This window comes from Nocardia vulneris, from assembly GCF_001613425.1.
GTDB lineage: Bacteria > Actinomycetota > Actinomycetes > Mycobacteriales > Mycobacteriaceae > Nocardia > Nocardia vulneris.
On sequence record NZ_BDCI01000002.1, the window covers coordinates 1 to 24,813 of the forward strand.

General features: G+C 67.4%; 23 protein-coding genes. 12 read left to right on the forward strand and 11 right to left on the reverse strand.

What is annotated here, in order from left to right; genetic code table 11:
• Positions 1-126: 126 nt before the first annotated feature.
• Positions 127-846, forward strand: coding sequence for a dienelactone hydrolase family protein (locus tag NVU01S_RS02050; protein ID WP_043674161.1), 720 nt, complete (start codon positions 127-129; stop codon positions 844-846).
• A 342-nt stretch (positions 847-1,188) separates the two neighbouring features.
• Here the strand turns inward: NVU01S_RS02050 and NVU01S_RS02055 are convergent, their stop codons facing one another.
• A complete protein-coding gene (locus NVU01S_RS02055) occupies positions 1,189-1,971 on the reverse strand; it encodes a crotonase/enoyl-CoA hydratase family protein (RefSeq protein WP_043674331.1) in 783 nt (260 codons plus the stop codon).
• Positions 1,972-2,418: 447 nt separating this feature from the next.
• Here NVU01S_RS02055 and NVU01S_RS02060 point away from each other — a divergent pair, with 447 nt between their 5' ends.
• Positions 2,419-3,582 carry an AI-2E family transporter gene (locus tag NVU01S_RS02060; RefSeq protein WP_043674159.1) on the forward strand — a complete coding sequence of 388 codons (1,164 nt, stop codon included), beginning with the start codon at positions 2,419-2,421 and terminating at the stop codon, positions 3,580-3,582.
• A 263-nt stretch (positions 3,583-3,845) separates the two neighbouring features.
• Here the strand turns inward: NVU01S_RS02060 and NVU01S_RS02065 are convergent, their stop codons facing one another.
• Positions 3,846-4,505, reverse strand: a complete 660-nt coding sequence (locus NVU01S_RS02065) for an enoyl-CoA hydratase-related protein (protein WP_043674158.1) — start codon at positions 4,503-4,505, stop codon at positions 3,846-3,848.
• A gap of 9 nt (positions 4,506-4,514) precedes the next feature.
• A complete protein-coding gene (locus NVU01S_RS02070) occupies positions 4,515-5,156 on the reverse strand; it encodes a TetR family transcriptional regulator (protein WP_043674328.1) in 642 nt (213 codons plus the stop codon).
• A 227-nt stretch (positions 5,157-5,383) separates the two neighbouring features.
• Here NVU01S_RS02070 and NVU01S_RS02075 point away from each other — a divergent pair, with 227 nt between their 5' ends.
• Positions 5,384-5,932, forward strand: coding sequence for a TetR/AcrR family transcriptional regulator (locus tag NVU01S_RS02075; protein WP_014984972.1), 549 nt, complete (start codon positions 5,384-5,386; stop codon positions 5,930-5,932).
• A 3-nt stretch (positions 5,933-5,935) separates the two neighbouring features.
• Here the strand turns inward: NVU01S_RS02075 and NVU01S_RS02080 are convergent, their stop codons facing one another.
• Positions 5,936-7,789, reverse strand: a complete 1,854-nt coding sequence (locus tag NVU01S_RS02080) for a Na+/H+ antiporter (protein WP_043674156.1) — start codon at positions 7,787-7,789, stop codon at positions 5,936-5,938.
• 125 nt (positions 7,790-7,914) lie between these two features.
• On the opposite strand from NVU01S_RS02080, the gene NVU01S_RS02085 reads away from it, so the two are divergent.
• The 3 genes from NVU01S_RS02085 to NVU01S_RS02095 all read left to right on the forward strand — a co-directional run bounded on the left by NVU01S_RS02085 (position 7,915) and on the right by NVU01S_RS02095 (position 10,838).
• On the forward strand, positions 7,915-8,802 hold the full coding sequence (locus NVU01S_RS02085) for an alpha/beta fold hydrolase (protein WP_043674154.1): 888 nt from the start codon (positions 7,915-7,917) through the stop codon (positions 8,800-8,802).
• A gap of 655 nt (positions 8,803-9,457) precedes the next feature.
• Positions 9,458-10,009 (forward strand): TetR/AcrR family transcriptional regulator, encoded by a 552-nt coding sequence (locus NVU01S_RS02090; RefSeq protein WP_043674153.1) that lies wholly within the window; start codon positions 9,458-9,460, stop codon positions 10,007-10,009.
• Positions 10,010-10,448: 439 nt separating this feature from the next.
• Entirely contained in the window at positions 10,449-10,838 is a 390-nt protein-coding gene (locus NVU01S_RS02095; RefSeq protein ID WP_043674152.1) for a hypothetical protein, read from the forward strand.
• 197 nt (positions 10,839-11,035) lie between these two features.
• Here the strand turns inward: NVU01S_RS02095 and NVU01S_RS02100 are convergent, their stop codons facing one another.
• The 3 genes from NVU01S_RS02100 to NVU01S_RS02110 form a co-directional block, all read right to left on the reverse strand.
• A complete protein-coding gene (locus NVU01S_RS02100; protein WP_280140787.1) occupies positions 11,036-12,502 on the reverse strand; it encodes an FAD-dependent monooxygenase in 1,467 nt (488 codons plus the stop codon).
• A gap of 566 nt (positions 12,503-13,068) precedes the next feature.
• Positions 13,069-15,273: a molybdopterin oxidoreductase family protein gene (locus NVU01S_RS02105; protein WP_043674148.1), complete on the reverse strand. Its 2,205-nt coding sequence runs from the start codon at positions 15,271-15,273 to the stop codon at positions 13,069-13,071.
• 143 nt (positions 15,274-15,416) lie between these two features.
• Positions 15,417-16,190 carry an SGNH/GDSL hydrolase family protein gene (locus NVU01S_RS02110; protein WP_167829407.1) on the reverse strand — a complete coding sequence of 258 codons (774 nt, stop codon included), beginning with the start codon at positions 16,188-16,190 and terminating at the stop codon, positions 15,417-15,419.
• A gap of 220 nt (positions 16,191-16,410) precedes the next feature.
• On the opposite strand from NVU01S_RS02110, the gene NVU01S_RS02115 reads away from it, so the two are divergent.
• Both NVU01S_RS02115 and NVU01S_RS02120 read left to right on the forward strand, forming a co-directional pair.
• The gene (locus NVU01S_RS02115; protein ID WP_156161687.1) at positions 16,411-17,073 is read left to right on the forward strand and encodes a hypothetical protein; all 663 of its coding nucleotides are present in this window, start codon (positions 16,411-16,413) and stop codon (positions 17,071-17,073) included.
• A complete protein-coding gene (locus NVU01S_RS02120; RefSeq protein ID WP_052280831.1) occupies positions 17,070-17,471 on the forward strand; it encodes a hypothetical protein in 402 nt (133 codons plus the stop codon). Before NVU01S_RS02115 ends, NVU01S_RS02120 begins: the two co-directional genes overlap by 4 nt.
• Before the next feature lie 347 nt (positions 17,472-17,818).
• On the opposite strand, the gene yczE is transcribed toward NVU01S_RS02120, so the two are convergent.
• A complete protein-coding gene (gene yczE / locus NVU01S_RS02125) occupies positions 17,819-18,448 on the reverse strand; it encodes a membrane protein YczE (protein ID WP_043674143.1) in 630 nt (209 codons plus the stop codon).
• A gap of 987 nt (positions 18,449-19,435) precedes the next feature.
• Between yczE and NVU01S_RS43085 the strand changes: the two genes are divergently transcribed.
• Positions 19,436-19,594 carry a hypothetical protein gene (locus NVU01S_RS43085; protein ID WP_156161686.1) on the forward strand — a complete coding sequence of 53 codons (159 nt, stop codon included), beginning with the start codon at positions 19,436-19,438 and terminating at the stop codon, positions 19,592-19,594.
• A 3-nt stretch (positions 19,595-19,597) separates the two neighbouring features.
• Here NVU01S_RS43085 and NVU01S_RS02130 read toward each other — a convergent pair whose 3' ends face one another.
• Genes NVU01S_RS02130 through NVU01S_RS02140 form a run of 3 tightly spaced genes read right to left on the reverse strand, consistent with a single transcriptional unit; the run spans position 19,598 to position 20,865 of the window.
• Positions 19,598-20,047 (reverse strand): SRPBCC family protein, encoded by a 450-nt coding sequence (locus NVU01S_RS02130; RefSeq protein ID WP_043674141.1) that lies wholly within the window; start codon positions 20,045-20,047, stop codon positions 19,598-19,600.
• Positions 20,048-20,062: 15 nt separating this feature from the next.
• On the reverse strand, positions 20,063-20,404 hold the full coding sequence (locus tag NVU01S_RS02135; RefSeq protein WP_043674139.1) for an ArsR/SmtB family transcription factor: 342 nt from the start codon (positions 20,402-20,404) through the stop codon (positions 20,063-20,065).
• The gene (locus tag NVU01S_RS02140; protein ID WP_043674137.1) at positions 20,401-20,865 is read right to left on the reverse strand and encodes an SRPBCC domain-containing protein; all 465 of its coding nucleotides are present in this window, start codon (positions 20,863-20,865) and stop codon (positions 20,401-20,403) included. Before NVU01S_RS02140 ends, NVU01S_RS02135 begins: the two co-directional genes overlap by 4 nt.
• 198 nt (positions 20,866-21,063) lie before the next feature.
• On the opposite strand from NVU01S_RS02140, the gene NVU01S_RS02145 reads away from it, so the two are divergent.
• The 3 genes from NVU01S_RS02145 (at position 21,064) to NVU01S_RS43090 (ending at position 24,620) form a co-directional block, all read left to right on the forward strand.
• Positions 21,064-23,295, forward strand: coding sequence for a serine/threonine-protein kinase (locus NVU01S_RS02145; protein ID WP_052280830.1), 2,232 nt, complete (start codon positions 21,064-21,066; stop codon positions 23,293-23,295).
• 430 nt (positions 23,296-23,725) lie between these two features.
• The gene (locus tag NVU01S_RS02150; RefSeq protein ID WP_043674135.1) at positions 23,726-24,442 is read left to right on the forward strand and encodes a metal-dependent hydrolase; all 717 of its coding nucleotides are present in this window, start codon (positions 23,726-23,728) and stop codon (positions 24,440-24,442) included.
• Between the two features lie 4 nt (positions 24,443-24,446).
• Positions 24,447-24,620 carry a hypothetical protein gene (locus tag NVU01S_RS43090; RefSeq protein WP_156161685.1) on the forward strand — a complete coding sequence of 58 codons (174 nt, stop codon included), beginning with the start codon at positions 24,447-24,449 and terminating at the stop codon, positions 24,618-24,620.
• Positions 24,621-24,813: the final 193 nt, after the last annotated feature.

The window sequence follows — 24,813 nt, forward strand, 5'->3', positions numbered from 1 at the left end:
GACTCCCTTGCGCCTGAAGTCATTGCTCGTGATAGACGCCGCCACGCCCTGGCGATCACTTGGCCATCCTGTGCACAGACAGACCGCCCTGTACATGTCTGAGACACTGGCCTAGATTCGGTGGTCATGGACACGATTGAACTCACCACCCCCGATGGACGGCTGGAGGCGATGATCGCGCGGCCGTCGGGACAGGGCCCGTGGCCCGGGGTCGTGGTGATCCACGATGCGGTGGGGTTCAGCGCCGATCTGCGGCGGACGATGCGCATGCTCGCCGACTACGGATATCTGGCGGTCGCGCCGAATCTGTTCTCCCGCGGCCGGGTGCGGTGTGTGCGCTCGATCTACCGCGCGCTGGTGTCCACCGGCGACGGACCGGCCGTGCGCGACGTGCTGGCCGCGCGCGACCACCTCGTCGCCCAACCCGACTGCACCGGGCGCACCGCCGTCGTCGGATTCTGCATGGGCGGCGGGTTCGCGTTGCTGGTGGCGCCCAAGGGGTTCGATGCGTCGGCGCCGTTCTATCCGTCGCTGTTCGCCGACTACCGGTCCGTGCTCGACGGCGCCTGCCCGGTGGTGGCCAGCTTCGGGCAACGCGATCCGATGTTGATCGGTAAACCCGCCAAGCTGGAACAGACCCTGACCGAGTTCGGTGTCGAGCACGACATCAAGGTCTATCCGGGGGTCACCCACGCCTTCGCCAATCTGACCGCGGCCGACCCGCTCCTGCGCGTCACCGGCCTGGGCTACAACGAGGACGCCTCCCGCGACGCCTGGCAGCGCATCTTCGCCTTCTTCGACACCCACCTGTCCGCCGACAAACCCCCGGTCGCCGAATCCTCGTAGGGTCAACGGATGAGTTGCGCACCGGACCCGCGCGGCTGACCGGTCCTGCGCCAGCGGGGGTAACGCCGACCCGATCGTTGCGGGGCCGTGTCGACCGACCTCGACCTCGAGACACCTTTCTGGCTTGCTTCCCGCGCTGTCGGAAGCCTTGCTCGGTGCGGATGACCCTGATCTGACCGTTGTCCGTCCTGGTGCGAGGGAACGCAGCGGCGGCGGTGAAAACCGTTCAGCGCGAAGGCCGATACGCCGGTCTGCGGCGCGCCAGTCCCGCCGTCGCCGTACTCGCGCCCGGCGAGCGTGGGTCACGTGCAACGAGCGCACCCCGCGCGCAGTGAGCGCGGACTATTCGCCTGTCCATCGGGGAGCCCGCTTCTCGGCGAAAGCGCGGGGCCCTTCGAGGAAGTCCTTGCTGGTGAAGATCGGGGCGGCTTCGGCGGCGCTCATCTGCCAGATGGGGTCGTCCCAGTCGGAGCCGAAGTCGTTGACGCGGTGCATGATTCGCTTCGTCGCCTGGACCGAGAGCGGGGCGTTGGCGGCGATGGTCTCGGCGAGGGCGAGTGCGGCGGGCAGTACTTGACCGGCGGGCACGACCCGGTTGACCAGGCCCCAGTGCGCGGCGGTCGCGGCGTCGACCGGACTGCCGGTGAGTGCGATTTCGAGCGCGATCTTGGGCGGGATGGCGCGCGGCAGCCGCAGCACACCACCGGCCGCGGCGATCAAGCCGCGGGTCACCTCGGGAAGCCCGAGCGAGGCGTCTTCGCTCATCACCGCGAGATCGCTGGCCAGCACGATCTCGGTGCCGCCGCCGAGGGCGAACCCGTTGACGGCGGCGATGAGCGGCTTGTCCACGAAATGCTGGACCAATCCGGCGAATCCGTATTCGGGATGCTCGGGATCGTGGATGGCGTTGCCGCGCGCGATCTCCTTGAGATCGGCGCCGGCGCAGAAGGCGCGTCCGGCGCCGGTGATCACCCCGACCCGCAGGTGCGCGTCGGTGGCCAGCTCCTCGAGTGCGGCGCCGACGGCGCTGGACAGCGCGGCGTTCACCGCGTTCATCGCCTCGGGACGATTCAACGTGATGACGGCGATATGGCCCCGGCGTTCCAGGGTGGCGGCGGCGGACAAGGGCCCTCCTTCGAAGTCGATCACCCGAACCTACCGGGCGCATCCACCTCGACCGCCCCGGATCCCGATGAGCGGGCCCTAGTTTCGTCGCGGGGGACGTGCCACGCGTGCTGGTCAGATGATCACGAGGAACTGGTGGCGGCATCGGCCGAGAGGCTCCCACCACCAGTTCCTCGTGATCACTTGACCAGTTCGAGGCGCCCTGCTGCGCTTCGGCGAGTCCGCGGGCGCGGCGATCGTGCACAGCACCGCCGAGTGTGACGGGCTCCTACCGGTTTCCGGCGCGTTGTGGAGGCGTCGGACGTGTGGTGCCGTGCGAGACTGTGGCCGTGATCGAGCGTCGGCACTGTTCGGGCGGCAACGTCCGGCGGGGTCGGTGGCCGCATGACGGGGAGCGTCGAGCAGAGGCGCACCGGTGCTGGAGTCGAGGAGCAGTGAGGCGCAGACATGAGTGAGCCGAAGGAAACGGCGGAGGAGATCCCCGCGGACCGTGGTCGGCGTCCGGGCAGGGATCGCGGTGAGGTGATCGGGTCGGGTCTGCTGTGGCTCGCGAAGTGGGCGCTGTGCATCGTCGCGATCGCGGCGGGCAGCTGGGTGCTGCTGTATCTGATCGGGAAACTGTGGGTGGTCATCCTGCCGGTCGCGTTGGCGATCGTGGTCGCCACGGTGCTGTGGCCGCCGACGCGCTGGCTGGTCGAGCACGGTTTGAAGCCCGGCTTGGCGGCCACGATCACCGTGGTCGGTTTCATCGCCGCCCTGGCCGGTGTGGTCGCGCTGATCGTGCCCTCGGTGGTGGATCAGGCGCCGGAGCTGGCCGACAAATCCACCGCGGGCGTGAACAAGGTGCGTGACTGGTTGCAGGGCCCGCCGCTGCGCATCCGCGACGAACAGCTCAGTTCGGCGGTCGATGCGATCGTGTCCCGGTTGCAGTCGAGCGCCGAGCAGATCGCGACCGGGGTGTTCACCGGTGTGAGCACCGCGACCTCGGCGCTGATCACGCTGTTCCTGGTGCTGGTGCTGGCGTTCTTCTTCGTCAAGGACGGGCCGCGCCTGCTGCCCTGGTTGCATGCCGTGCTCGGCAGCCGCAGCGGACGCCACGTCGAAGAGGTACTGAACCGGGTGTGGGTGACCCTCGGCGGATTCATTCGCACGCAGGCGCTGGTCAGCTTGATCGACGCGGTGTTCATCGGCGCCGGTCTGGTGATCCTGGGGGTGCCGCTGGCTTTGGTGCTGGCGGTGATCACGTTCATCGGCGGGTTCGTGCCGATCGTGGGCGCGTTCGTCGCGGGTGCGCTGGCCGTGCTGGTCGCGCTGGTCGGCAACGGGTTGACCACGGCGTTGATCGTGCTGGCCATCGTGCTCGCGGTGCAGCAGCTGGAAGGCAATGTGCTGCAACCGGTGTTGCAGAGTCGCAGCATGCAGTTGCATGCGGTGGTGGTGCTGCTCGCGGTGACGGCGGGCGGGTCGCTGTACGGGATCGTCGGCGCGTTCCTTGCCGTACCGGTCGCCGCGATCGTCGCCGTCGTGGTCCGCTACATCGGTGAGCAGATCGACGTGGTCACCACCGCACCCTCCGAATCCGCCGACGAGGCCCAGCCCGCCCCCGAGTAACCCCGGCTGACGTGGTGCCGATGCGCGCCGTGTCGGGATTCGCCCGATTGTGGTCGGCGGCAACGATTTCGAGCTTCGGCGACGGGGTGACCCAGATCGGCGTGGTGCGCACTCGATTCCGTCGACAACACACCCAGCCAGTTCGTACCGAGCCCTGGTGGTGCACAGGAGGTTCCACACCGGACAAGCGGGCTCATCGCGGCGGCGTTGTCGTGCTGTCCGATCCGGTTCGAGGGCGCGAGACCCTCGAACCGGTGCCGGGCTCAGGCGCGGCCTGCGGCGAGGGCGGTGATGGCGGGGCCGAACATGGTGGTCTTGATGGCGGTGAGGGTGCCGCGATCTTTGCCGCCCAGGGGAGCGAGCATGGCCAGGGCGGCGTCGGTGACCGCGCCCTCGGCGGCGGTGGCATCGACGATGTCATAGGCGAGTGCGTCGGTGCCGCCGAAGCGGCGGCCGGTGGTCATCGAGGCGATCGCGGCCTTGGGGGTGAGCTTGGCCTGGATGAGCGCGGCCATACCCGGGGTGAACGGGATGCGGATATCGGCTTCGGGGAAGCAGAAGTAGCCGCGGTCGGCGCGCATGGCGCGGTAGTCATGGGCGATGGCGAGCATGGCGCCGGCGCCGAAGGCGTGCCCGGGCAGCGCGGCCGCGGTCGGCACGGGCAGGGTGAGCACGCGGGTGAACAGCGCCTGCACCTGGGCCACGTACCAGTCGCCGCGATCGCTGTTGGCGCCCAACCAGTCCAGGTCGAGGCCGTTGGAGTAGAACTTCCCACCGGCCGTGGTGACCAGCCCTTGTGCGTCGGCGTCGAGGGCGGCGTCGAGGTGGGCGTTCACCTCGTCGAGAAACTCCGGGGAGAAACGGTTCTCGTTGTCGCCCAGATCGAGGACGGCGATCTTGTCGTGATAGCTCAGGCTCGGCATCGAGGGTTCCTAACTGTTGCGGGTTACCGGATGGTCGGTGGCACTGGACGGCGGCGGGCCGATCGCGAGCACAGCCCGGACCGCCGCTCGAAGTTGTTCGCGGGCAATGGGATTGGTGAGCCGGTCGCGGCGCAGCAGGATCGCGCTGGGCAGGTCGACCAGGCACAGGGTGAGCACGTCGACGGCGTGCCGGTCACGGCGGTCCCAAAGCTGACGGGTCAACCGGATCAGCAGGTCCACCAGCGCCTTGTCGGTGGCGGCGAGCTCGGCGCCGACGGTTTCGGGGGCGTCGCCGAGCAGTTCGTCGCGGGGGACGATCAGCAGCAGTCGCGCCGAGGTCGGGAACTGTCCGGCGAAGACCAGCGGCGCTTCGGCGGCGGCCAGGACCGCTTCGGCGGCATCGGGCGTCGCGCTGTCGAGCGCCGCGTCGACCAGGCCGGTTTGCAAGGTCTGGAATCGGTGCGCGGCGCGTAACCAGGTGCGCGCGAGCAGTTCCGCGCGCGAACCGAAGGTGTGATAGATCGCGCCGTTGGACATCCCGGTGGCCGCCGCGACCGCACGGGTGGTGACCGCGGCCGGACCCGAGCGCACCACCAGCGACTCCGTGGCGTCGAGCACGGCGTCGGGGTCGTGGATCCGGGGGCGGGGCATGCGCTCATCATAACAGAGCATTCGCTCTGTTATGTGCTCGGCGGTCCCGTGATCCGACTGCATGTGCCGATTGCCTACGCGCACTACATATTTCGCACGGTAACAGCTACCGCGGGTCGCTGAAATGACCTGTTCCGTCGTTCGGATATCCGCGTACGCGCCGACCCGGCCATGGGGTACTGTTCGGTCCTCCCACCCTTGCCCGAACGAACAGAACGGCGCCTGGCATGTCACGTGTGGTCACCAAGGAGCAGTACTTCGACAGCGCTCTGGAGGTGCTCGCCGAACTGGGGTTCAAGGGTCTCAACATCGGTGTGCTGTGCCGTCGGCTCGGTGTCACCAGCGGATCGTTCTACCACCATTTCGGCAGCTGGCAGGGTTTCGTGGACGCGCTGCTCGAGCACTGGGAGAACCGGCAGGTGCTGATCCTGCGCACGCTGAAGTTCAACCAGGGCAATCCCGACGACGACATCCGCGCCATGTCGGATCTGGCCGCGGGCCTGCACCACGCCGCGGAGGCCGCGATCCGCGCCTGGGCCGCCAACGACGAATCGGTGAATCTGGCGCTCAAGCGGGTCGACGAATCCCGCAGGCGCACCGTACACAAGGCGATCATGGGTGTGGTCGGTGACGAGGAGACCGCCGCCACCGTCACCTCGCTCGGCATGTCGATGCTGATCGGCTACCAGCAGATCGCCGCGGGCGGCGAGGACGTCTCGCTGGACAAGCTGCTCACCGAGTACGCGCGCCTGATCTATTCGCACGCGCGCCGCTGACACCTAACCCAGCAGCTCGTCGACGTAGCACCAGCGCCACGCCTCACCGGGTTCCACGCTGCGCATCACCGGATGTCCGCTGCCGGCGTAGTGCTTGGTCGCGTGGTTGCCCTCCGAGGAGTCGCAGCACGCGATGTGCCCGCACGCCAGGCACATTCGCAGATGTACCCAGCTGAGGCCTTCGGCGAGACATTCGGCGCATTCGTCGGGCTCGTCGGGGTTCATGACCAGCGGCGCGGCCTGTAGATGCGCGCAGCCGTCCGCCATCGGGACGGCGAGGGGTTCGACGCGGTCGTCGTCGGCTTCGTCGTAGCGGTCGATCATCGATTCCTCGAGGTCGAGCCGGGCCAGCACGTGTTGCAGGATCTCGTAGTCGAGGCCGCCCGAATCTCGGACGCGCAGCACGGTTTCGCGTTCCGCGGCGAGCATCGCCAACCGCAGCCGGCGATATTCGGCGGTGGGGGTGACCGATTCGGATTCCGCGCGCCCCAGCCGCTCCCACGCGGCGTTGGCCTTCCATGCCACCCGGTCCCGCAGTTGCTGCACGACCCCCGGCGGTGTGTCGGGGGTGATCGCGGTGTCGAGGGCGGCCAGTCCCGCGGAGGTGGCTTGCTGGAGCAGGCTCGCCTTGCGCAGCGCGTCCTCGGCGCGGCTGGGCCCGCGCAGCCGGATCAGGCGCACCAGCCATGGCAGCGAAGTACCTTGCATCAGCAGGGTGCCCGCGACGACCACCAGGGCCAGCAACTTCAGCACCGGCAGTTGCGGGGTGTCCTCGGGCAGCAACAGTACCGCGGCCAGGGTGACCACACCGCGCATGCCCGCCCAGGACACGACCGTCGAATGTTCCAGCGGCACAGTGCCCGAACGCCCGAGCCGGCGCACGAGCAGCGACCACGGGAAGATCCACAGCGGCCGCGCCAGCATCACCGTCATCAGCACGGCCACCGCGGTGAGCACCAGGGTGCGGTGATCGAGCCCGCTGCTCCACGCCCCTTCCAGGATCGCGCGCACCTGCAATCCGATGATGACGAACACCGAGCTCTCCAGAATGAACTGGATGGTGCGCCAATTGGTGCGCTCGGCGATCCGCGACGCTGCGCTCTGCCACACCGGCGCGCCGTGACCGAGGATCATCCCGCAGGTGACCACCGCGATCACCCCGGAGGCGTGGATGCCCTCGGCGGGCAGGTAGGCGGCGAAGGGTGCGAGGAACGACAGCGTCGTGTCCAGCACCGGGTCGCTGATCCGGCGGCGCAGCAGCGCGAGCAGATACGCGACCGCCACCCCCACCGCGGCGCCCCCGCCGGCTGCGAGCAGGAAGTCACCGCCCGCGGTCCACACCGAGACCGCGCCCGCCGATGCCGCGATCGCGGTCCGCAACGCGACCAGCGCGGTCGCGTCGTTGAACAGCGATTCCGATTCGAGGATGGTGACGATCTGGCGCGGCATCCCGATCCGGCGGGCCACCGCGGTCGCGGCCACCGCGTCCGGCGGCGCGACCACCGCACCGACGGCCACCGCCACCGCGAACGGCACCGGCAGCAGCCACCACACCACCGCCGCGACCGCGAACGTCGTGAACAGCACCAGCCCCACCGACAGCGACACGATCGCCCGCACGTTCGCGCGGAAATCCACCAGCGAGGTCCGGATCGCGGCGGTGTACAGCAGCGGCGGCAGCAGACCCAGCAGGATGATCTCCGGATCGGGATGGATCTCGGGCACGAACGGCAGATACGACGCCGCCACCCCGGCCAGCGTCAGCACCAGCGGTTCGGACAAGCCGAACCGGCGCGCCAGCGCCGCCAGCGCCGCCGCCGACGCCACCAGAACCACCAAGCCGATCGCGACATGCACCGTCGCATTCTCGCAGAGCGCATGTGCGGCAACCTCGCCCGCGGTAGATGACGTGTCCGGTGTCGACGGATTTCCTGTGCCGGGCCGGTCGAGGGTCCATGCTTGTCGGCGACAGGGAGGTAGGCATGGAGGAATTCGCGTTCTGGCGGGCCAACGGCCGACGGTTCACCCACCGCGGCCACCAGATCTTCTATCGCGACGGCGGCTCGGGAGCCGACGGCACACTGCTCTGCATCCACGGTTTCCCGACCGCGTCCTGGGACTGGCATCGGCTCTGGCCTGGACTGTGCGACCGGTTCACCCGGGTGCTCGCACCGGACATGATCGGCTTCGGCTGGTCGGCCAAACCGCTCAAGTACACCTACACGATCGCCGACCAGGCCGATCTGCACGAAGCCCTGCTCCGGGAGCAGGGGATCGACCGCTTTCACATCCTGGCCCACGACTACGGCGACACCGTCACCCAGGAGTTGCTGGCCCGCGATGCCGAACGCCGCGCCGCCGGCGACGAATCACTGGTCATCGCCTCGGTGTGCCTGCTCAACGGTGGACTGTTCCCCGAAACGCACCGGGCCCGTCCGGCGCAACGCCTGCTCGCCGGACCACTCGGACCGCTGGCCGGGATCTTCGGCACCGAACGCGTCTTCACCGCCAGCCTGGCCGCGGTGTTCGGCCCCGACACCCGGCCCAGCGAAGAAGAAATGAACCAGTTCTGGCTGCTGTGGTGTAGCCGGCACGGTAAACGCAACGGGCACAAGCTGATCCGCTACATGGGCGAGCGGCGCAAGTACCGGGAGCGCTGGGTCGGCGCACTGCGCGACACCCAGGCCCCGATCCGGCTCATCGACGGCCTGCTCGACCCCGTCTCCGGCGCCCACATGGCGCGCCGCTATCGCGAACTCATCCCCAACCCCGACATCGTCGAACTCGAGGTCGGCCACTACCCGCAACTGGAAGCCCCCACCGACACCCTCAACGCCTTCCTCGACTTCCACACCCACGCCACGAAGTAGGCGATCCGGGCGGGATTCGCCGACGCGTATGCAAGCGGGCGCCGGGATGTTCCGGCAGCGCGATCCCTGGCCGGCGGGCGCGGTGTCAGTCGTACCCACGCGTCGAGCACTGGATGCAATGCGGCAGGCAGTGCCTGTCAGAGCTGTTCTGTGTGAAGGCAGACCCGTGTGTCCGGCGGAGCACTTGCAGCCCTGGCCGAGGCGCAGTCGCCGCGCGACGATCACCACTGCAGCCGACGCGCCTACCACGCCTGATTCAGGGTCGCGGGCGAGCACTTCTTGTCCCGCACAACGTCCCGCCTGATCGAGGCAGTGTCTCGCCACAGGTCCGCCCCGCTACGCACCGGGGCACGACAGTGTGGCACGGGCCCGAGGTGCCGGTATGACACGCGGGCCCGCAGCGCCGGCCACTGGAGGTAGCGGCGCAGGCAGTGCCGTCGGGGCGGGCCGCACTGCCGACCTCAGCACCTGTGGCTGATCGGGGCTCGCTGCGGAGCACACCTCGTGCGTCCAGCGGAACGCGCTGTGCATGTGTCTGGGGGCTGGGGATGTGCCGGGTTTATGGCACATCCCATAACATGGCGGTATGGCAGCGACACGCCGAGCTCGAGGTGAAGGTTCCGTCCGTCCGCGTCCGGGGGATGCACGACGCCGGATGGTCGAAGGGGCGATCGACTCGCTGCGGGTACGCGGGGCCAGCGCGACGAGTGTGGATCGGGTGCTCGCCAGCACGGGCGCGCCGCGCGGATCGGTGTATCACCATTTTCCCGGCGGACGCACCGAGCTGATCAACGACGCGGTGGTGGCGGCGGGCACGTTCATGTCCGAGTACATCGAACGCCTCACCCTCGAACACGATCCCACCTCCGCCCTCGAACAGTTCGCCGACATGTGGCGGCGCACCCTGCTCGACAGCGACTTCCGGGCCGGCTGCCCGGTGTTCGCGGTCGCCGTCGAAACCAACGACGAAGCCCCCGAATTCGCGCGCGCCGCCGCCGACTCCTTCGACCGCTGGCAACGCGCCCTGGCCGGCATGCTCGTCCGCGACGGCATCGCGCCGGCGCGCGCCGCCCGCCTCGCCACCCTCACCGTCACCTCGTTCGAAGGCGCGATCGCCCTGAGCCGAGCCCGCCGCACCCTGACCCCCCTCGACGACATCGTCCAGGAACTACACGACCTACTCGTCGCGGCCCGCCCCCGTAGTTGACGACGGCCGCAGTCGTCGCGGCCCGCCCCCACAGCTGATGCCAGGCGCGCCACACCTACGGTCGGTGCGGCCCGCCTGGCATCGGACCGCGGCCAGCACCCCGCGTGCGGTTTATCGCGCCATTCCAACGGCTGCCCATTTCGCCATGCTCGGTTACCCGCGCGCCGTGCCCGTTCAGGCGGTCGCAAAGTCCTGCATCCGGGCAGGCAGCGCAGCATAGCGCGTGGTCAGGTGATCAGGAGGAATTGGTGGCGGCATCGGCCTAGAGGGCAACGCCACCATTGCCTCCTGATCAATAGACCAACACGCGCGCGTCGGACTTGACGTAGCCCTGAGGGATCCCGGGAAGTGGTGCGGTTGTTTCTTCGTGTGCTGATCGCGATGTGACGGTGATGTCGTCGCGGGGACAGGGAACGGTGGTGACCGTAGAGTTCGGCGCATGGCGTTCCAACTCGAGCTGCGGCCGACTCCACCCTTGCCGTTGACCCCGGAATGCCTGGTACACACCGGAATAGCGCGATTGTTCGTCACCGGCATGCTCGTGCAGGGCTCCGGTGCGCCGCCCGAACAGTTCGGCTTCTTCGTCCCGACCGCGACCGCCCTATCCGAGGGCACCCCGGAACCGCGACTGCTCGCCGAAGCGCACCTGATGACCGGCATCGCCACCTCCACCTCCGGCAACTTCCCGTTCGGCGTCGAATACGTCCAAGCCGCCTACGCCCCCGACCCCCGCGGCGGCACCGACCGCTGGCTCTACCTCAGCGGCGCCGCCCACATCGGCCGCGAAATCCGCCTCGGCTACCGAGTAACGGTCCTGACCGTCAATTGAACTGCCCCACAGCGCCTTTCACGCGCGGGCGCAGCAGTCGAAGGTGTAGCGGTGCTTGCCGTCGACTGCGGTGGAAGTGCCGATTCCCTGGTCGAGGACCACCAGATCCACGCCGCGCGCCTACAGCGCGTCGGACAGCTCGACCAGGCGCTCACGGGAGCGGCCGAGCCGGCCGGCTGCCTTCCGATGGTCAGTTCCTACCCGCCCGTTCGATCCTCCTCGCGGGCAGTCGGCTGCCCGGATGTGAACTCAGTGGCAGGTTCGCCGAACCAGCGCGACAGACAGTCGTCCAGCTCCTGCTGATCGTCTCCGAACCAGGCGACATGGCCGTCGGGGCGTAGCAGGATGCACGGAACATCCAGTGCCGCAACGGGATCTGCGAGGTAGTCGACCCGGTTCGACCAACCGCCGACGGTCAGGCGTTCGGTGCGGTCCAGCAGCAGGCCGCGGCCGCGGTGCAGCAGACTGTAGAGGCTGCCCTGTTTCAGGTCGATGTCGGCCAGGCGGCGGCCGAGCAGGTCGGGGCCCTCGCCGAAGTCGTAGCGTATGCCGGTCGCGGTGATCTTCTCGATCAGATAGCGGTTCACCTCATCGAAGTCCATCAATTCGGTGAGCAGCCTGCGCACCGCCTGCGGGCCTGGTTCTGTGGCGTGCAGTTCCATCTGGGCGCGAGTGTTGTCCAGCACGTCCTCGGCGACCGGATGACGTTCAGCATGGTAGGTGTCCAGCAGTGTTTCCGGCGCCCAGCCGCGGATCTGTGCGGCCAGTTTCCAGCCCAGGTTGAACGCGTCCTGAATGCCCAGGTTCAGGCCCTGACCACCGGCAGGCGGATGGATGTGCGCAGCATCGCCGGCCAGCAGCACACGCCCGACCCGATAGCTCTCGGCCAGCCGAGTGGCATCGCCGAAGCGGGACAACCCGCGCGGGGAGTGCACGCCGAAATCGGTTCCGGCGATGGCGCGCAGCTGTTGTTTGAAGTCCTCGAGGGTGGGCGGTTCCGCGGGATCACTGACGCCCGCAGCGGGGACGACAACGCTGTAGGTCCGATCGCCCACGGGCCGGAGACTGAATCGCTTGTTGGTTCGGTAGATCTCGGCTGCCCTGGCGGCGATCTCCTGCTGCGGCACATCCACTTCCATCTCGCCCATCAGCGTGTCGTTCTGTGCGGGCTCGCCGGGGAAGCCGACGCCTAGCAGTTTGCGCACCGCGCTGCGCGCGCCGTCACAGCCGACGAGGTAACGCGCACGCAGCGGCACACCGTCGGCCGGCTCGACGGTCACGCCGTCATCGTCCTGCTCGAAACCGGCCACCGCGCAACCGCGCCGGACCTGCGCGCCCAGCGTGATCGCGTGTTCTTCGAGCAGGCGAACGATGACCGGCTGCTGGATGCCCAGCAGATACGCGTACGCGGAATCCAGGCCGTCGGGCGCAGGCTTGGGAATCGCGGCGAAGATGCCGCCGACCGGACGCCGCCTTCCGTGTTCGAGAATGCGATCCAGCAGACCGCGCATCGCCATCAGCTCGAGACTGCGCATGTGCAGGCTGACTATGCGCACGAACGACGCAGGCTCGGTTTCCTTCTCCAGAACGAGTACCCGCACACCGTGTAGACGCAGTTCGGCGGCCAGCATCGCACCAGTTGGTCCGCATCCGGCGATGATCACGTCGAACGAGGGGGGCGTGCGATCGGTGTCGGGGGACGGCGACCGACGGCCGGAGACGTCACCGGCACTGACATCGCGCTCGAGAACGTTGTCGTCGCCGCAGCGGTTTTCGGAATTGAATTGCACGATAGTGCCTTTCGGGAGTGCTGGGGAACGGCGCTCCCGGGCGGCCTACCGCCCGACCATGACCCACAAGGGGAGCACCCGTGTCGATACTGCGTTCACTGGTACCACCTCCTCGGTCTCTTGCACGGCCTCCGGAAAGGTAACAGTGGCCGCTGTGGTTCGCCAACAGGTTTGGCAAAGAACCCGAACGCGCACTGCTCGGCTGCTTTACAGGCCGTTGACGAGCGACGGCACGAGTATCGAGTCGAGGTCACAGGGAGCAACAATCGCAAGAGGTCGAGTGCCTGTCGACCATCTCGTTCGCGGTGCCGTCGGCCCCGCTTCAGGTCGCGGGGTGCCGGTAGAGCCAGGCGGTCCCGCCCGCCGCGAACGAGCGCCACCGAGAGCCCGGCCCAGAATCGAGACACCGATGCCGGTTACTGTGGCAACCCTGACCCGGATCACACAGTCGACGCGACGTCCACCGATGCGGCGGCGACCGGGGACGGGGTTGCGGCGGTGACGGTGACCCAGGTGTTGTTGACGGCGGAGGTTCCGGAGAAGGGGTCGGTGAGGGTGGGGTCGTGCAGGAGGTTCACGTTGGCGCCGGGGGAGGACGCCGCTACCGTCCAGCCGACGCCGGGTTCACCGTGCCCCCAGCCGTGCGGGATGGCGATCGTGCCGGCGCGGATATCGTCGCTGACCTCGAGCGGGACCACGATCGAACCGGTGGGTGAGCTGACGGTGACCGGCGCGCCGTCGGTGAGCCCGCGGGCGGTCGCGTCGTCGGGGTGCATGAGCGCGGTGCAGCGGTCGCGGCCCTTCACCATCGCGGGGACGTTGTGCAGCCAGGAGTTGTTGCTGCGCAGATGCCTGCGCCCGATCAGCTTGAGGTCGTAGCCGTCGGCGGGAGTGGTGAGCGAGTGGCCACGTTGCGCGTTGATCAGCACCTTTTGTGCCGCGGCGACGAAATCGGTGGGCGCCAACCGCACCTTGCGATCCTTGGTCCCGATCAACGTACGCAACCGCGGCGTCAACGGACCCAGATCGATCCCGCCTGCCGCCGCCCGCGCCTTCGCGACGCTCAACCCTTTGCGCCCGCGCCGCACCACCCCGTACGGTCCCGTCGCGACTCCGACGGTCGCGATCCGCAACGGACTGACCTGCCCCAGTACACCGTTGAGCACCCGCCCCGTGAACCGGCGCGCGGGCAAGGGCACCAACTCGGTGATCATCCGCGCCAAGATCTGCCAATCTTCCAACCCCGCGGCGGGCGGCTCGAACACCCGCGCGTCGTAACGCAGGTTGTTGCGCACACTGAACACCGGAAACAGGATGTTGACGTCCTCACGTTCCAGCGGCGAGATCGGCGGCAGGATGATGTCGGCGTGCTTGGTCGTCTCGGTCACGTACATGTCCACGGCGACATAGAAATCCAGCGAATCCAGCGCCGCACCCAACCGGCCGCGCTGCGGCGTCGACAGCACCGGATTGCCCGCGTAGGTGATCATCGCGCGAATCCGCCCGCGGCCCTCGGTGAGGATTTCGTCGGCCAGCGCCGCGACGGGCAACTCCGTGCGGAACGACTTGTAGGTGCCGGAGCGGTCGGTCCACGCCCCGTAACCCATCGGCAGATACTTCGCGAACCGCGCCGCATCGATCGGCGGCTTGGCGAACATCTGCCCACCTGCCCGGTCCAGGTTCCCGGTCACCGCGTTGATCGCGTTCACCAGCCAGTGCGTGAGCGTGCCCGTCACCTGCTGACAGACCCCGATCCGCGCGTACAGCACCGCCGAACTCGCGGCCGCGTGCGCACGCGCCAGTTCACGGATGACGTCGGCGTCCACCCCGGCGTGCGGTGCCAGCAGCTCCGGCGACGCCGCGCCGACCAGCGCACGCAACTCGTCCCATCCGGTGCACTGGGCGCGAATCGCCTGCTCGTCGCACAGGTTCTCGGTCACCAGCACGTGCAGCATCGCCAGCAGCAGGTACACGTCCCCGCCGGGACTGATCGGCACGTGCTGGTCGGCCAGGCGCGCGGTCTCGGTTCGCCGCGGATCGATGACCACCACCTGACCCCCGCGCCGGCGCACGTCCCTGATCCGCTGCTTCGCGTTGGGCATGGTGGTGATCGACCCGTTGGACACAGCGGGATTGGCCCCGAGGATGACCAGCCGATCCGTCCGATCGATATCGACCACGGGCATCAGCACATTCGACCCGAACATCCGCCACGCCACGAACTCCTGCGGGAACTGGTCGATCGAGGACGCCGAATAGAAATTCCTGGTCAGCAGCACCGCACGCAGCAGCGCGCCGTAGATCACCGAGGAACTGTGCGCGGCCGGATTACCCAGGTACATACCGATCGCGCTGGGCCCGTACTCGTGCCGCACCGCGCGCAATCGCTGCCCGATCTCGCGGAACGCCTCGTCCCACCCGATCGGCTCGAAACGCGAACCCACCCGTTTCACCGGCGTCCGCAGCCGATCGGGGTCGTGATGCAGCCCGCCCATCGCGGTGGCCTTCGGGCAGATATACCCCTGGGACAGCACATCGTCGGGATTGCCCTCGATCCGGATCACCCGCTCGTTCTCGGTGGTGACCAGAATTCCGCAATGCGCCTCGCACAGCGTGCACTGCCGCGCGATCGTGGTAGCACCCATCGGTTTTCACCTTCTGCCGGTTCCCCACAGGCTATCAACCAACCGTAGGCGGCTCTACGTTCTGCGGGAGGATCCTGGACAGGCGATCACCAGGTAATGGTGGCGGCGGGCTCTCGGCCGATGCCGCCACCATTACCTGGTGATCAATCGACCAAGGCCGCGAGCACGCTGCGCGCCTGATGATCGGCGCCGAGCTGATTGGGATGGAACGGCACCGCGAGCCCCGGCGGATCGGTCGAGAGCGGGATCAGCCCCTCCACCCAGCGGGTACCGGGCGGCTGGCACGCATCGTGGCCGGCACTGGTGCTGTAGGTGTCCACCAACTCGACCTTCGTCGCCCGCGCCACCCGCGCCAGCATCGCATTCAACTCGATCAGCTTGCGGCCCAGCCAATCCGCATCCCCATCCGAGATCGGCACCAGCGGAAAACACCCCGCACCGGTCCGCACGCCCGCGAAGTAGTCCAGCAGCAGAATCCGCGCCCGCGGCGCACGCGCCCGGATTCCTTCCACCGCACCCGTCACGGCTCGCTCAGCCGCCTCGATGTTCACCGACATCTCGTCCACCCCGCCGGAGACCAGCGAATCCAGGCACGGCGACACCGCCGGATCGGAGGTCAGACAGTTCTGCACCGTCGCCGCCAAACCCGCGTCGTTGCCGCCGATGCCGAGCGTCACCAGATCCGTCGACGCGCTCAGCCGATCGAACTGCGGGGGATTGACGCCCAGCGGAACACTCTGCGCCGCCGTCATATTCGTCGTCTTGGCCGCGCCACACGTCGCGTCCCGGAACACCGGCACCGACAACGCAGCCGCCACCTGCTTGGCATAACTGCGCCGACTCTGCCCGCAACCCAGCGGCACGAACTCGTCGGTCGGCTGACTCAACGACGCGTCCGCCGCCCACGAATCACCCAACGCCACATACTCTCCGAACGCCGGCGTCGCCGACGCGACCGGCCCGCTACCGAGCGGCACGACCATTCCCACAGCCGCACACGCCAATACCCTCCGCGCTGTACCGCGCACCACGCCTCCAGACCGCCCCGACCCGAATCACACCGTGCTGGACGGTCGTCCAGCCCAGCTGCAACCTAACATCAATCCCGAGCAACCCCAGCGCTATACGATGCAGACCATGCCAACGCGCCGCTCCCGCCTGCCGGCCGCACTCGGAGCGCTCCTGATCGCCGCCACCACCACCGGCTGCATCGGCGCCGTCGACCGCGCCGACTTCGAACGCACCCTGCGCACCCGCGGCGGCGGACTCGTCTCGGCCCTGCCCGCCGCCGCCTTCGACGCCCTGCACCGACGCCTCGGCGTCGACGACCTCCAAGCCTCCGTCATCCTGTTCACCACCCCCGACTCCAGCCAATTCCGGCTCACCACAATCGACCAACCACCCCAGGTCAGCCGCTACTTCAACGACCACCACAACCTCGCGGGCCAAGACACCGCCGTGCGCTTACGCATCCGCGTCCCCGGCCACCCCGACCAGCAGGACGACTACACCTACGCCAACGGCGCCCTGCACGGACCCGACCCCGTGCACGTCTCCGCCCTCGACGACCTCGACGCCGAATCCTTCGCCGTCCGAGACGTTTCCGGCCTGCGCGCCCTCGAGCAGATCATCGACACCGCGGTCACCCGAACCCAGGTCGACGGCGGCTACGTCTCGGCCATCGTGGTCAACCGCATCGGCACCGAGATCATCATGACCGTCAACGTCGCCTCGGCCCGCACCACCATGATCGCCCAATTCGACCAGGCCGGAAACATGCTACGAATGCGACAGGCATGAGCGACGCACACCCCGAAGACCACATCCCACGACGCGCCCCGAAAATCCTCGCCACCCTCGCCGCCATCCTCACCGGCACCGCGATACTGGGATGCGTTCTGCCCATTGCCATCTGGCCCGGCGAAGCAGAACTCACCGCGCCGCTGTTCTGCGCCGAACCGTTCACCGAACCGATCGTCGTCTCCGACACCTACCACGACTCCGAAGGACAGAGCACGAACTATTCGATGTACTGCGTCGGCGAGCGAGGACAGTACACCGAAGTCGGCTTCCTGCGGCCATGGATCGCACTGTGGGTGCTGCACAGCCTCCTCGTGATCGCGCTGGTCGGCATTATTCGGTTGTTGCGGTGGCGGCCGTCGCGAGACGTGGTGCAGGACGATCCGTTGGCCAGTTGAGGGGGCGAGTGGACACGACTGGCGCTCCGCCGGGTGGATGCTGTGGGACTAGCGGCCGAGAATCGGTGGGCCGAAGTCCGGTCGAGTTCGCGGTAGGACAACTCGGTTCCGCGCACACGACCCCTCCGCCGGGTGCACAACACGGAGTCGTTGCGTCTCCGACCAGGGCAGCCTGACTCCAGTTATCGTCACAGTGACGTTTCTCGATCGGTTTAGAGGGTTGCGGAAAAGACGGCAGGGGAGTCGACCGCTCGCGGAGACACGCGCACGGAACATGATCAACGACTCGGGCGAGCGTCATCGTCGACGGCCAAAAGTGACCCGGCACGACTCTCAAGCGAAACGGTTCAAGCCGGAACAACCGGTGCGGGTTCGGCGGCGGGCTGGGGTTCGAACCCGGGCAGGAAACGGTTCGCGGTCGGAATCATCAGTTGGATCAGCGGGCCGATACCGAACGCGTACACCACCGTGCCGATCCCGACACTGCCGCCCAGAATCCAGCCGATCGACAGCACCGTCACCTCGATGGAAGTCCGCACCACCCAGACCGAAACGCCCGTCCGGCGGACCAGTCCAGTCATCAAGCCATCACGCGGTCCAGGCCCCATGCCCGCGCCGATGTAGAGCACCGTCGCGATCGCGTTCAGCACTACCGCGGCACCCATCGCCACCACCCGCGCCGGAATCGCCTCCCACGCCGGCAGCAGCCACAGGCCCACATCCACCGACACGGCGATCACCACCACATTGCTCACCGTGCCCAGGCCGGGCCGCTGCCGCAACGGAATCCAAGCCAGCAGCACCGCAATACCGGTAATCGCCGTCACCGCACCGAAACTGAGCGGCACATGACCCGCCACACCCTGATGGAACACATCCCACGGATCCAGCCCGAGCCCGGCCCGCACCATCACCGCCATCGAGAACCCGTACAGCCACAGCCCGACATACAACGCAACCAACCGCCGAATCAACACCGACCCAGCATCGCCGACAACTGGCCACCCAAAACAGAGCCAGTCACGAACTGATGGACTGCCCACAGAAGACCAATCATCCGCAGCGCACCGCGATAGAACACACGGCCGGAACTATGACGACTGGGTACCGAGTGTCGAAAATTGCATAGAGCGGGCGCTTTTCGGGCGAGAGTCCTCGGCGCGCCGTACCGGCCAGTTGACCACCACGCAATGACGGCACACCGCAGCCGAGCCGCCGACTTGGTGAGCAGCTGCCCACCCGCGCGGTTCAGTTCCCGGTCACCGCGTTGCGCCTTCGGCGTCGGATTGTTGATCACGAGGCAGTGCGGCGGCGGACCCTCGGCCTATGGCCGCAGCAAACGGGAGTCGTCCCGCCAGAGCCCGCCTCAGGACTTTACGGCCACACCATCAGCTCTGATACCCGCATACACCTGCGCGTTGCAGTATGGCCGAGCCGCACACCGGGCCGAGTGATGCCGTGGCGATGAGAGCCCGAAGCCGTCAGAGTGCATGCCGCACAACAAGATACGTCCACTCACCTACCTTTAAAACGTCACAGTGACGTTTTAAAGGTAGGTGAGTGGACTCAGGGGAGAAGCTCGAATATCCCAATCCCGGCTGCAGCGCCTCAGGACTTCAAGGCCCAAATCGCAGGCGAGACAATCGTCGAGCGACTTTACGGCCAAATCGCCAAACGGCAGGAATATTTACATCGACCCTAGGCGAATCCGGGGGAACGCCGACCTAACCGACGTCGCGCATGACGCCAGGGGCCAGACCCGGGAAGCCCGGACGATCGGGGTCGGTGCATGAAACACCGTCGACGCCAACGACATACGCCCAACGGAGGACCTCTTCCAGCACGTCCGTTTCTGCGCCGATAATCAACATTATGTCAAGTAATACGGATCCAGCCGACCCGTAGCAAGTCACTGACCGCACTCTCCCACGGCCAGCTACGGCGCCTACCCACTCTCCCATGCCGTGCTCGGCGGCACCCGCCTCGATGCCGGCGACGACTACGACGGGGCCTGCGACGCAGCCGACTTCACCTACACCTGGTCGAACCTCGTCGACATCAGCGCCTTCTTCGCCCGGGCCGCGCAGCACCGACGGCCTGTGATCTTCACGGTGGACCAGTAGCTTCTAGTTCCAGTTGTCGATCCGCACATCGCGCGGATCCGGTGCGCCCGTTCCGGTTTCGACGTAGCTCTTCAGGCTCATCAGGAACAGCGCCCATTTGGTGCTGCAATGGTGCATGAACTCGACGGGTTCGCGCCAGCCTCGGTGCTGGAACAGCACGATCGCGTAGTCACCTTCGCGTTTCAGGGTGAACGACACCTCGGTGCCCACCCACTCCTCGGGGCCGTCGACGACCTCCCACTGCACCCGCTCGGCGGGCTGTAGGTCGGTGACCTTCATATCGAACCCTTCCTTGCGTTCGGGGCCGAAGCGGAACCGGATTACTCCCCCGGCGTTTTCGTCGCCGTGGGTGTTGGTGGTCCACCAGTTGGCGAGTCCGTCGATCGTCGTCAGTGCCGTGTAGACGTCGTCGAGGGGTGATTCGATCCCGACCCGATGCAGAATGTCGACCATTTCGGAGTTCCTCTCTCACTTCTTCTCTTTGGTGCGTTGAATCGCCTCGGCGATCTTCTTGATGCGCTGCAGCCGGGCATCCCACGCGGAGCCGACCGCGTCGAGTTGGGCGACCGCGCGGGCTAGTTGGGCGTCGTCGACGTGGTAGCGGTGTTCACGACCGGACGGTGTGCCGTGCACCAGACCGACCCGGTCCAGAACGCCGAGGTGGCGTGCTACGGCCTGGCGCGTCACGGTCAGCTGCGCACTGAGCGAGGTCGCGGTGCCGCCGCCCTCGGCGAGCAGCAGATCGAGCAGGCGACGCCGGGTCGGATCCCCTATCGCGGACCACAGATCGTCGTCGACGGCGGTGCTCATCGGCCCGCACCGACCTTCGCGGCGTACGTCACGAGGCGTGGCAGGAACAGCTCCCAGCCTTCGACGTGGGAGTTGTATTCGCGTTCCAGTACCGCGATCTCCCAACCCCTTTCGCGGAACCCGACCTCGGTCATGTGCACGGTGGTGCCTGTCCCGGACGGGCTGAGGTCGAAGGTGACGAACAGCGAGTTCCCGGCGTCGGCGGCCTGGTCTGCCGGGTGTCCCCAGCGGAACGAGAACAGCTTGGGCGGTAGCGCGTCGACGACGGTCAGCAGGGCGACGGAGGCGTCCGGTGCGTTCCGGTCCCCCCACACGAGTTCGCCGACCGCGCCGGGCACCGGATCGAGCGACGCCTCGTCGGGCCACCACTCGCGCAGATGTTCGGGACTGCTGATGACCTCGTAGACCACCTCCGGGGTGGCCTCGATGTACAGGGACCGTTCGATACGTCCGTACTCCATGTCCGAGCCTTCCGATGTGCAACATTGTGTTGCACGTGAGACTAGCGGGAGCCCCCGCAATGCGCAACACTTTGTTGCGTAACAGGGCGACCCGATGGCCGGAAACCTTCAGTGCCGGATAATTCGAAGGTCCCAATTAGAGTGATCGTTTAAGCTCTGTTGGGGGCTCGGGAAGCCATTTCTGATCGGGTGGGCCACATGGAAACGCACTATGGTGCCGACCGGGTGACGGCGACGCAAAGCGCGTTGACGCAACTGGTCGCTGGATTCGACAGCGCTTGGGAGGGCGCGGCCGCACCCCCGGACTTGGCCGCGCATCTGCCGACCGAGGCCGGACTGCGCCGATCCGCCCTGATCGAACTGATCAAGGTCGACCTCCAACACCGCTGGCGAGCAACCGGCAACGGCAAACGACTCGCCGACTACCGGGCCCAATTCCCCGAACTCGACACTGCCCCACTGCCACCGGACCTCATCTACGAGGAGATCACCGCGCGCAGCCGCGGCGGCGACGATCTCGACCTCACCGAATACGAGCACGAGTTCGCCACCCAGATGGCGCAGATCGCCGAACGCCTCGACACCGGCGAGAACTTCCGCACCACCCTGCTCGCCGACGCCACCGCGTCCAACGCACTCGACACCATCGCGCCCGGCGCCACCATCGACGACTTCGACCTGCTCATCCGACTCGGTCAAGGCGCGTTCGCCCGCGTCTTCCTCGCCCGGCAACGATCGATGCAACGCCTTGTCGCCGTGAAGATCTCCCGCGACCGCGGCAGCGAACCGCAGACCCTCGCCCAGCTCGACCACGAACACATCGTGCGCGTCTTCGACCAGCGCCAGATCGAGGAACAACACCTCAAGCTGATGTACATGCAGTACGTGCCGGGCGGCACCCTGCTCGGCGTCCTGCGCCTGCTCCGCACCACCCCGATCGACCAGCGCACCGGACAGCTGCTGCTCGATGCCGTCGACACCGCGGTCACCTCGGGCGGCGTGCTCACGCCCCAACCATCCACCACCCGAACCGAACTCGCGAACCTGACCTGGCCCGAGGCCGTGGCCTGGCTGGGCAGCCGACTCGCCACCGCGCTGGACTACGCCAACCGCGCCGGGGTCCTGCACCGCGACATCAAACCCGCCAACGTACTGCTCACCGTCGACGGACAACCCAAACTCGCCGACTTCAACATCAGCTTCAGCACGCACATCCCGGGCGCGAGTCCCGTGGCGTACTTCGGTGGGTCGCTGGCGTACATGTCGCCCGAACAACTCGAGGCCTGTCACCCCGCGATCCCCACCACCGCCGCCGACCTGGACACCCGCAGCGACCTCTACGCCCTCGCGGTTGTCCTATGGGAACTGCTGACCGGACGCCTCCCGTTCGCCGACGAGATCGGCATCGGCGAATCCGACACCTCACTCACCCGGATGATCGAACTGCGCAGGCGTCCCATCGACGAACGCCGCAGCAGCGCCCCCGCCGACTGCCCGCAGATTCTCCGGCACGCCCTGCTCACCTGCCTGTCCCCCGACCGCGACGACCGCTACCGCACCGGCGCCGAACTCGCCGAACAACTGAACCTCGCGCTGGATCGCACCGCACGCGACCTCATCGACCCGCCCGCGCACAGCCTGCGCGGGCGGCTGCGGATGCGGCCGATGCCCGTCGTCACGCTGTCCAGCGCGCTCGGGCAACTCCTCGGCGGCATGTACCTGGCAGGACACAACACCAGGCTGCTCGACCTCGAACTCAGCGTCGACGGACGCGCGGAGCTCACCCGACTCGCGCTGCTCACGGCCGCCATCGGATACCCGATCGGTATCGGGCTGCTGCTGTACTGGTGCCGGTTGGTGTTCCTGGTTCCCGAGGGGCTGCGGCGCGGCCGACGCTACGACGACCAGACCCTCGCCAAAGCCCGCGCGGACACCCTCGCCTGCAGTGACCGCATCGCGACCGTCGCGTTCACCGGGTGGGTACTCGCGCTCAGCGTCTTCCTGGTCAAACTGCACTACATCGGCGATCTCTCCCCCGGGCTGCTGATCAACCTGATCGCTTCGCATCTCGTCGCCGCGGCCGTCGCGGTCGTCTACACCTACTTCCCCGTGACCTTCTTCGTACTCCGTTGGTACTACCCCGGATTGGTCGCCGCGGGACACAGCTCCCCCGGCGAAGCCGTACAGCTGCACCGGCTCGCTCGACGCAGCCGGATCTACCTCGGCATCGCCGCTTCCGTGCCGTTGTTCGGGGTCGCGGCGGGCGTTGCGTTCCTGGACCCGACCCAGCAGCAGACGGTCATCGCCTCCATCGTGGCGCTGTGCGTGTGCGGGCTGTTCGCGTTCGTCGGTGCGCTACGGGTGTTCTACACACTCGAATCGGACCTGCATGCACTACACCGGATCGTGGATCCACACGCTCGGCCGTGAGAGGCGATCCCCTCCTGTCTGTGCGTTTTTGGCTGTTGGTTTCTTACTGCGCTGCCGAGTAGAGCATTATATGCAGATATGCGCACAGGGACGTAACGACATGTTGTTCTATCGTTAGTGACTTCGGACGTCCATACGGTCGAAGTCACTAACGGCGATCTGGCGATACAGCAGGACCCCTAGGCCTTTCCCACGGCTGCCGCGGTAGTCCCCCGCGCGACCTCGGGCGACAGACGCCACCTCTCCCCTCCCGCGCACCTCTCGTCGTCCCGCGCGCATGTCGGTCAGCTGACATCAGGCGCGCGGCAGTGTGCCCTCGACTCCCTTGTGCCCGAGGCCAACCCGACTCCCCTAGCTGGATGTTCTTGTCTACCAAGATCACTGAATCGGGATTCGCCGAATAGTCGTGAGGTGAACTAACGTTCAATCGGTGCTTGGACATTCACATGCGACCAGTGGCGCTTTGGCCTGGTCGGCGGCGGCAGCGACGCTGCCCGTCACGATCTTGACCTACCCCACGATTCAAGGCGCCGCCGGACATCTCGGACCCGTCGATCTGCTGCTGGGAACCTTCCTCACGGCCGGAGCCGCGTTGCTGCCGGACGCCGATCACCCCAACGGGACCATCGCGCATGTGCTCGGTCCGCTCTCCTACACGCTCTGCAAGATCATTTCGTGGGTGTCCGGCGGACATCGACATGCCACGCACTCCTTGGCCTTCGTGGCCGCCGTGACGTACGGAACGTGGGCCGGCGAGCACTGGATCGGCCGCTGGTTCACCCTCGGACTCGTCTTCTTCCTGCTCGCCCTGGCCGTGCGCGCCCTGCATCTGTGCCCGCCGGGCGACGGCTTCTCGGCCTGGGGCACCGTCGTCGTCCTCGCCGTCGCCGGGACGTTCGCCATGGACCATTGGATCGCCGACAAGCCCGTCTGGTTGCCGTTCTGCGTCGGCCTCGGCGCCCTGACCCATCTGCTCGGCGACTGTCTCACCGACCGCGGCTGCCGACTGTTCTGGCCGTTCGAACTCCGCACCAGCCTGCCCATCATCGAGCGCACCGGGAACAAGGTCGAAACATGGATCCTGTCCCCGCTCTTCGTAATCGGCACCCTCGCCGTGCTCTGGTACGCGATCACCCACCAGCCGTAGGCCGGTGCCGCAGCGAACTGCTCGCGGCGAGTGCACCCCGGACATCTACAGCGACCGCTACGCCGCACCGGTGCCGCGGGCGCGACCGCGCGCGGCCGGGCCGCTGTTCGGGCCAAGTGCGTCCCTGGACATCTGCCGCGACCGCTACGACGCGACCGTGCTCGCGACCGGGCCGTGAGCACGGTGGGCGTGGCCGTTGCCCGCAATCGCGCCGGTGGGCGTAGCGGTCGCCGCAGGAAGGGTGGCGCCCTCCCCGTCTAGGCGGTTTTTGATCGTGCGCACTTCCCTACCGCAGGATTGATCAAAGAGCGCATACATAGGTCGATGCGCATATCTACGTATGACCATGTTAGTTGGGTGGACCGACCCCG

What these genes read in the sequence shown, in the direction of transcription:
- NVU01S_RS02050 (WP_043674161.1), top strand. Translation starts at nt 127, where the DNA reads ATGGACACGATTGAACTCACCACCCCCGATGGACGGCTGGAGGCGATG.
- NVU01S_RS02060 (WP_043674159.1), top strand. Translation starts at nt 2,419, where the DNA reads ATGAGTGAGCCGAAGGAAACGGCGGAGGAGATCCCCGCGGACCGTGGT.
- NVU01S_RS02065 (WP_043674158.1), bottom strand. Translation starts at nt 4,505, where the DNA reads ATGCCGAGCCTGAGCTATCACGACAAGATCGCCGTCCTCGATCTGGGC.
- NVU01S_RS02070 (WP_043674328.1), bottom strand. Translation starts at nt 5,156, where the DNA reads ATGCCCCGCCCCCGGATCCACGACCCCGACGCCGTGCTCGACGCCACG.
- NVU01S_RS02075 (WP_014984972.1), top strand. Translation starts at nt 5,384, where the DNA reads ATGTCACGTGTGGTCACCAAGGAGCAGTACTTCGACAGCGCTCTGGAG.
- NVU01S_RS02085 (WP_043674154.1), top strand. Translation starts at nt 7,915, where the DNA reads ATGGAGGAATTCGCGTTCTGGCGGGCCAACGGCCGACGGTTCACCCAC.
- NVU01S_RS02090 (WP_043674153.1), top strand. Translation starts at nt 9,458, where the DNA reads ATGGTCGAAGGGGCGATCGACTCGCTGCGGGTACGCGGGGCCAGCGCG.
- NVU01S_RS02095 (WP_043674152.1), top strand. Translation starts at nt 10,449, where the DNA reads ATGGCGTTCCAACTCGAGCTGCGGCCGACTCCACCCTTGCCGTTGACC.
- NVU01S_RS02105 (WP_043674148.1), bottom strand. Translation starts at nt 15,273, where the DNA reads ATGGGTGCTACCACGATCGCGCGGCAGTGCACGCTGTGCGAGGCGCAT.
- NVU01S_RS02115 (WP_156161687.1), top strand. Translation starts at nt 16,411, where the DNA reads ATGCCAACGCGCCGCTCCCGCCTGCCGGCCGCACTCGGAGCGCTCCTG.
- NVU01S_RS02120 (WP_052280831.1), top strand. Translation starts at nt 17,070, where the DNA reads ATGAGCGACGCACACCCCGAAGACCACATCCCACGACGCGCCCCGAAA.
- NVU01S_RS02130 (WP_043674141.1), bottom strand. Translation starts at nt 20,047, where the DNA reads ATGGTCGACATTCTGCATCGGGTCGGGATCGAATCACCCCTCGACGAC.
- NVU01S_RS02135 (WP_043674139.1), bottom strand. Translation starts at nt 20,404, where the DNA reads ATGAGCACCGCCGTCGACGACGATCTGTGGTCCGCGATAGGGGATCCG.
- NVU01S_RS02140 (WP_043674137.1), bottom strand. Translation starts at nt 20,865, where the DNA reads ATGGAGTACGGACGTATCGAACGGTCCCTGTACATCGAGGCCACCCCG.
- NVU01S_RS02145 (WP_052280830.1), top strand. Translation starts at nt 21,064, where the DNA reads ATGGAAACGCACTATGGTGCCGACCGGGTGACGGCGACGCAAAGCGCG.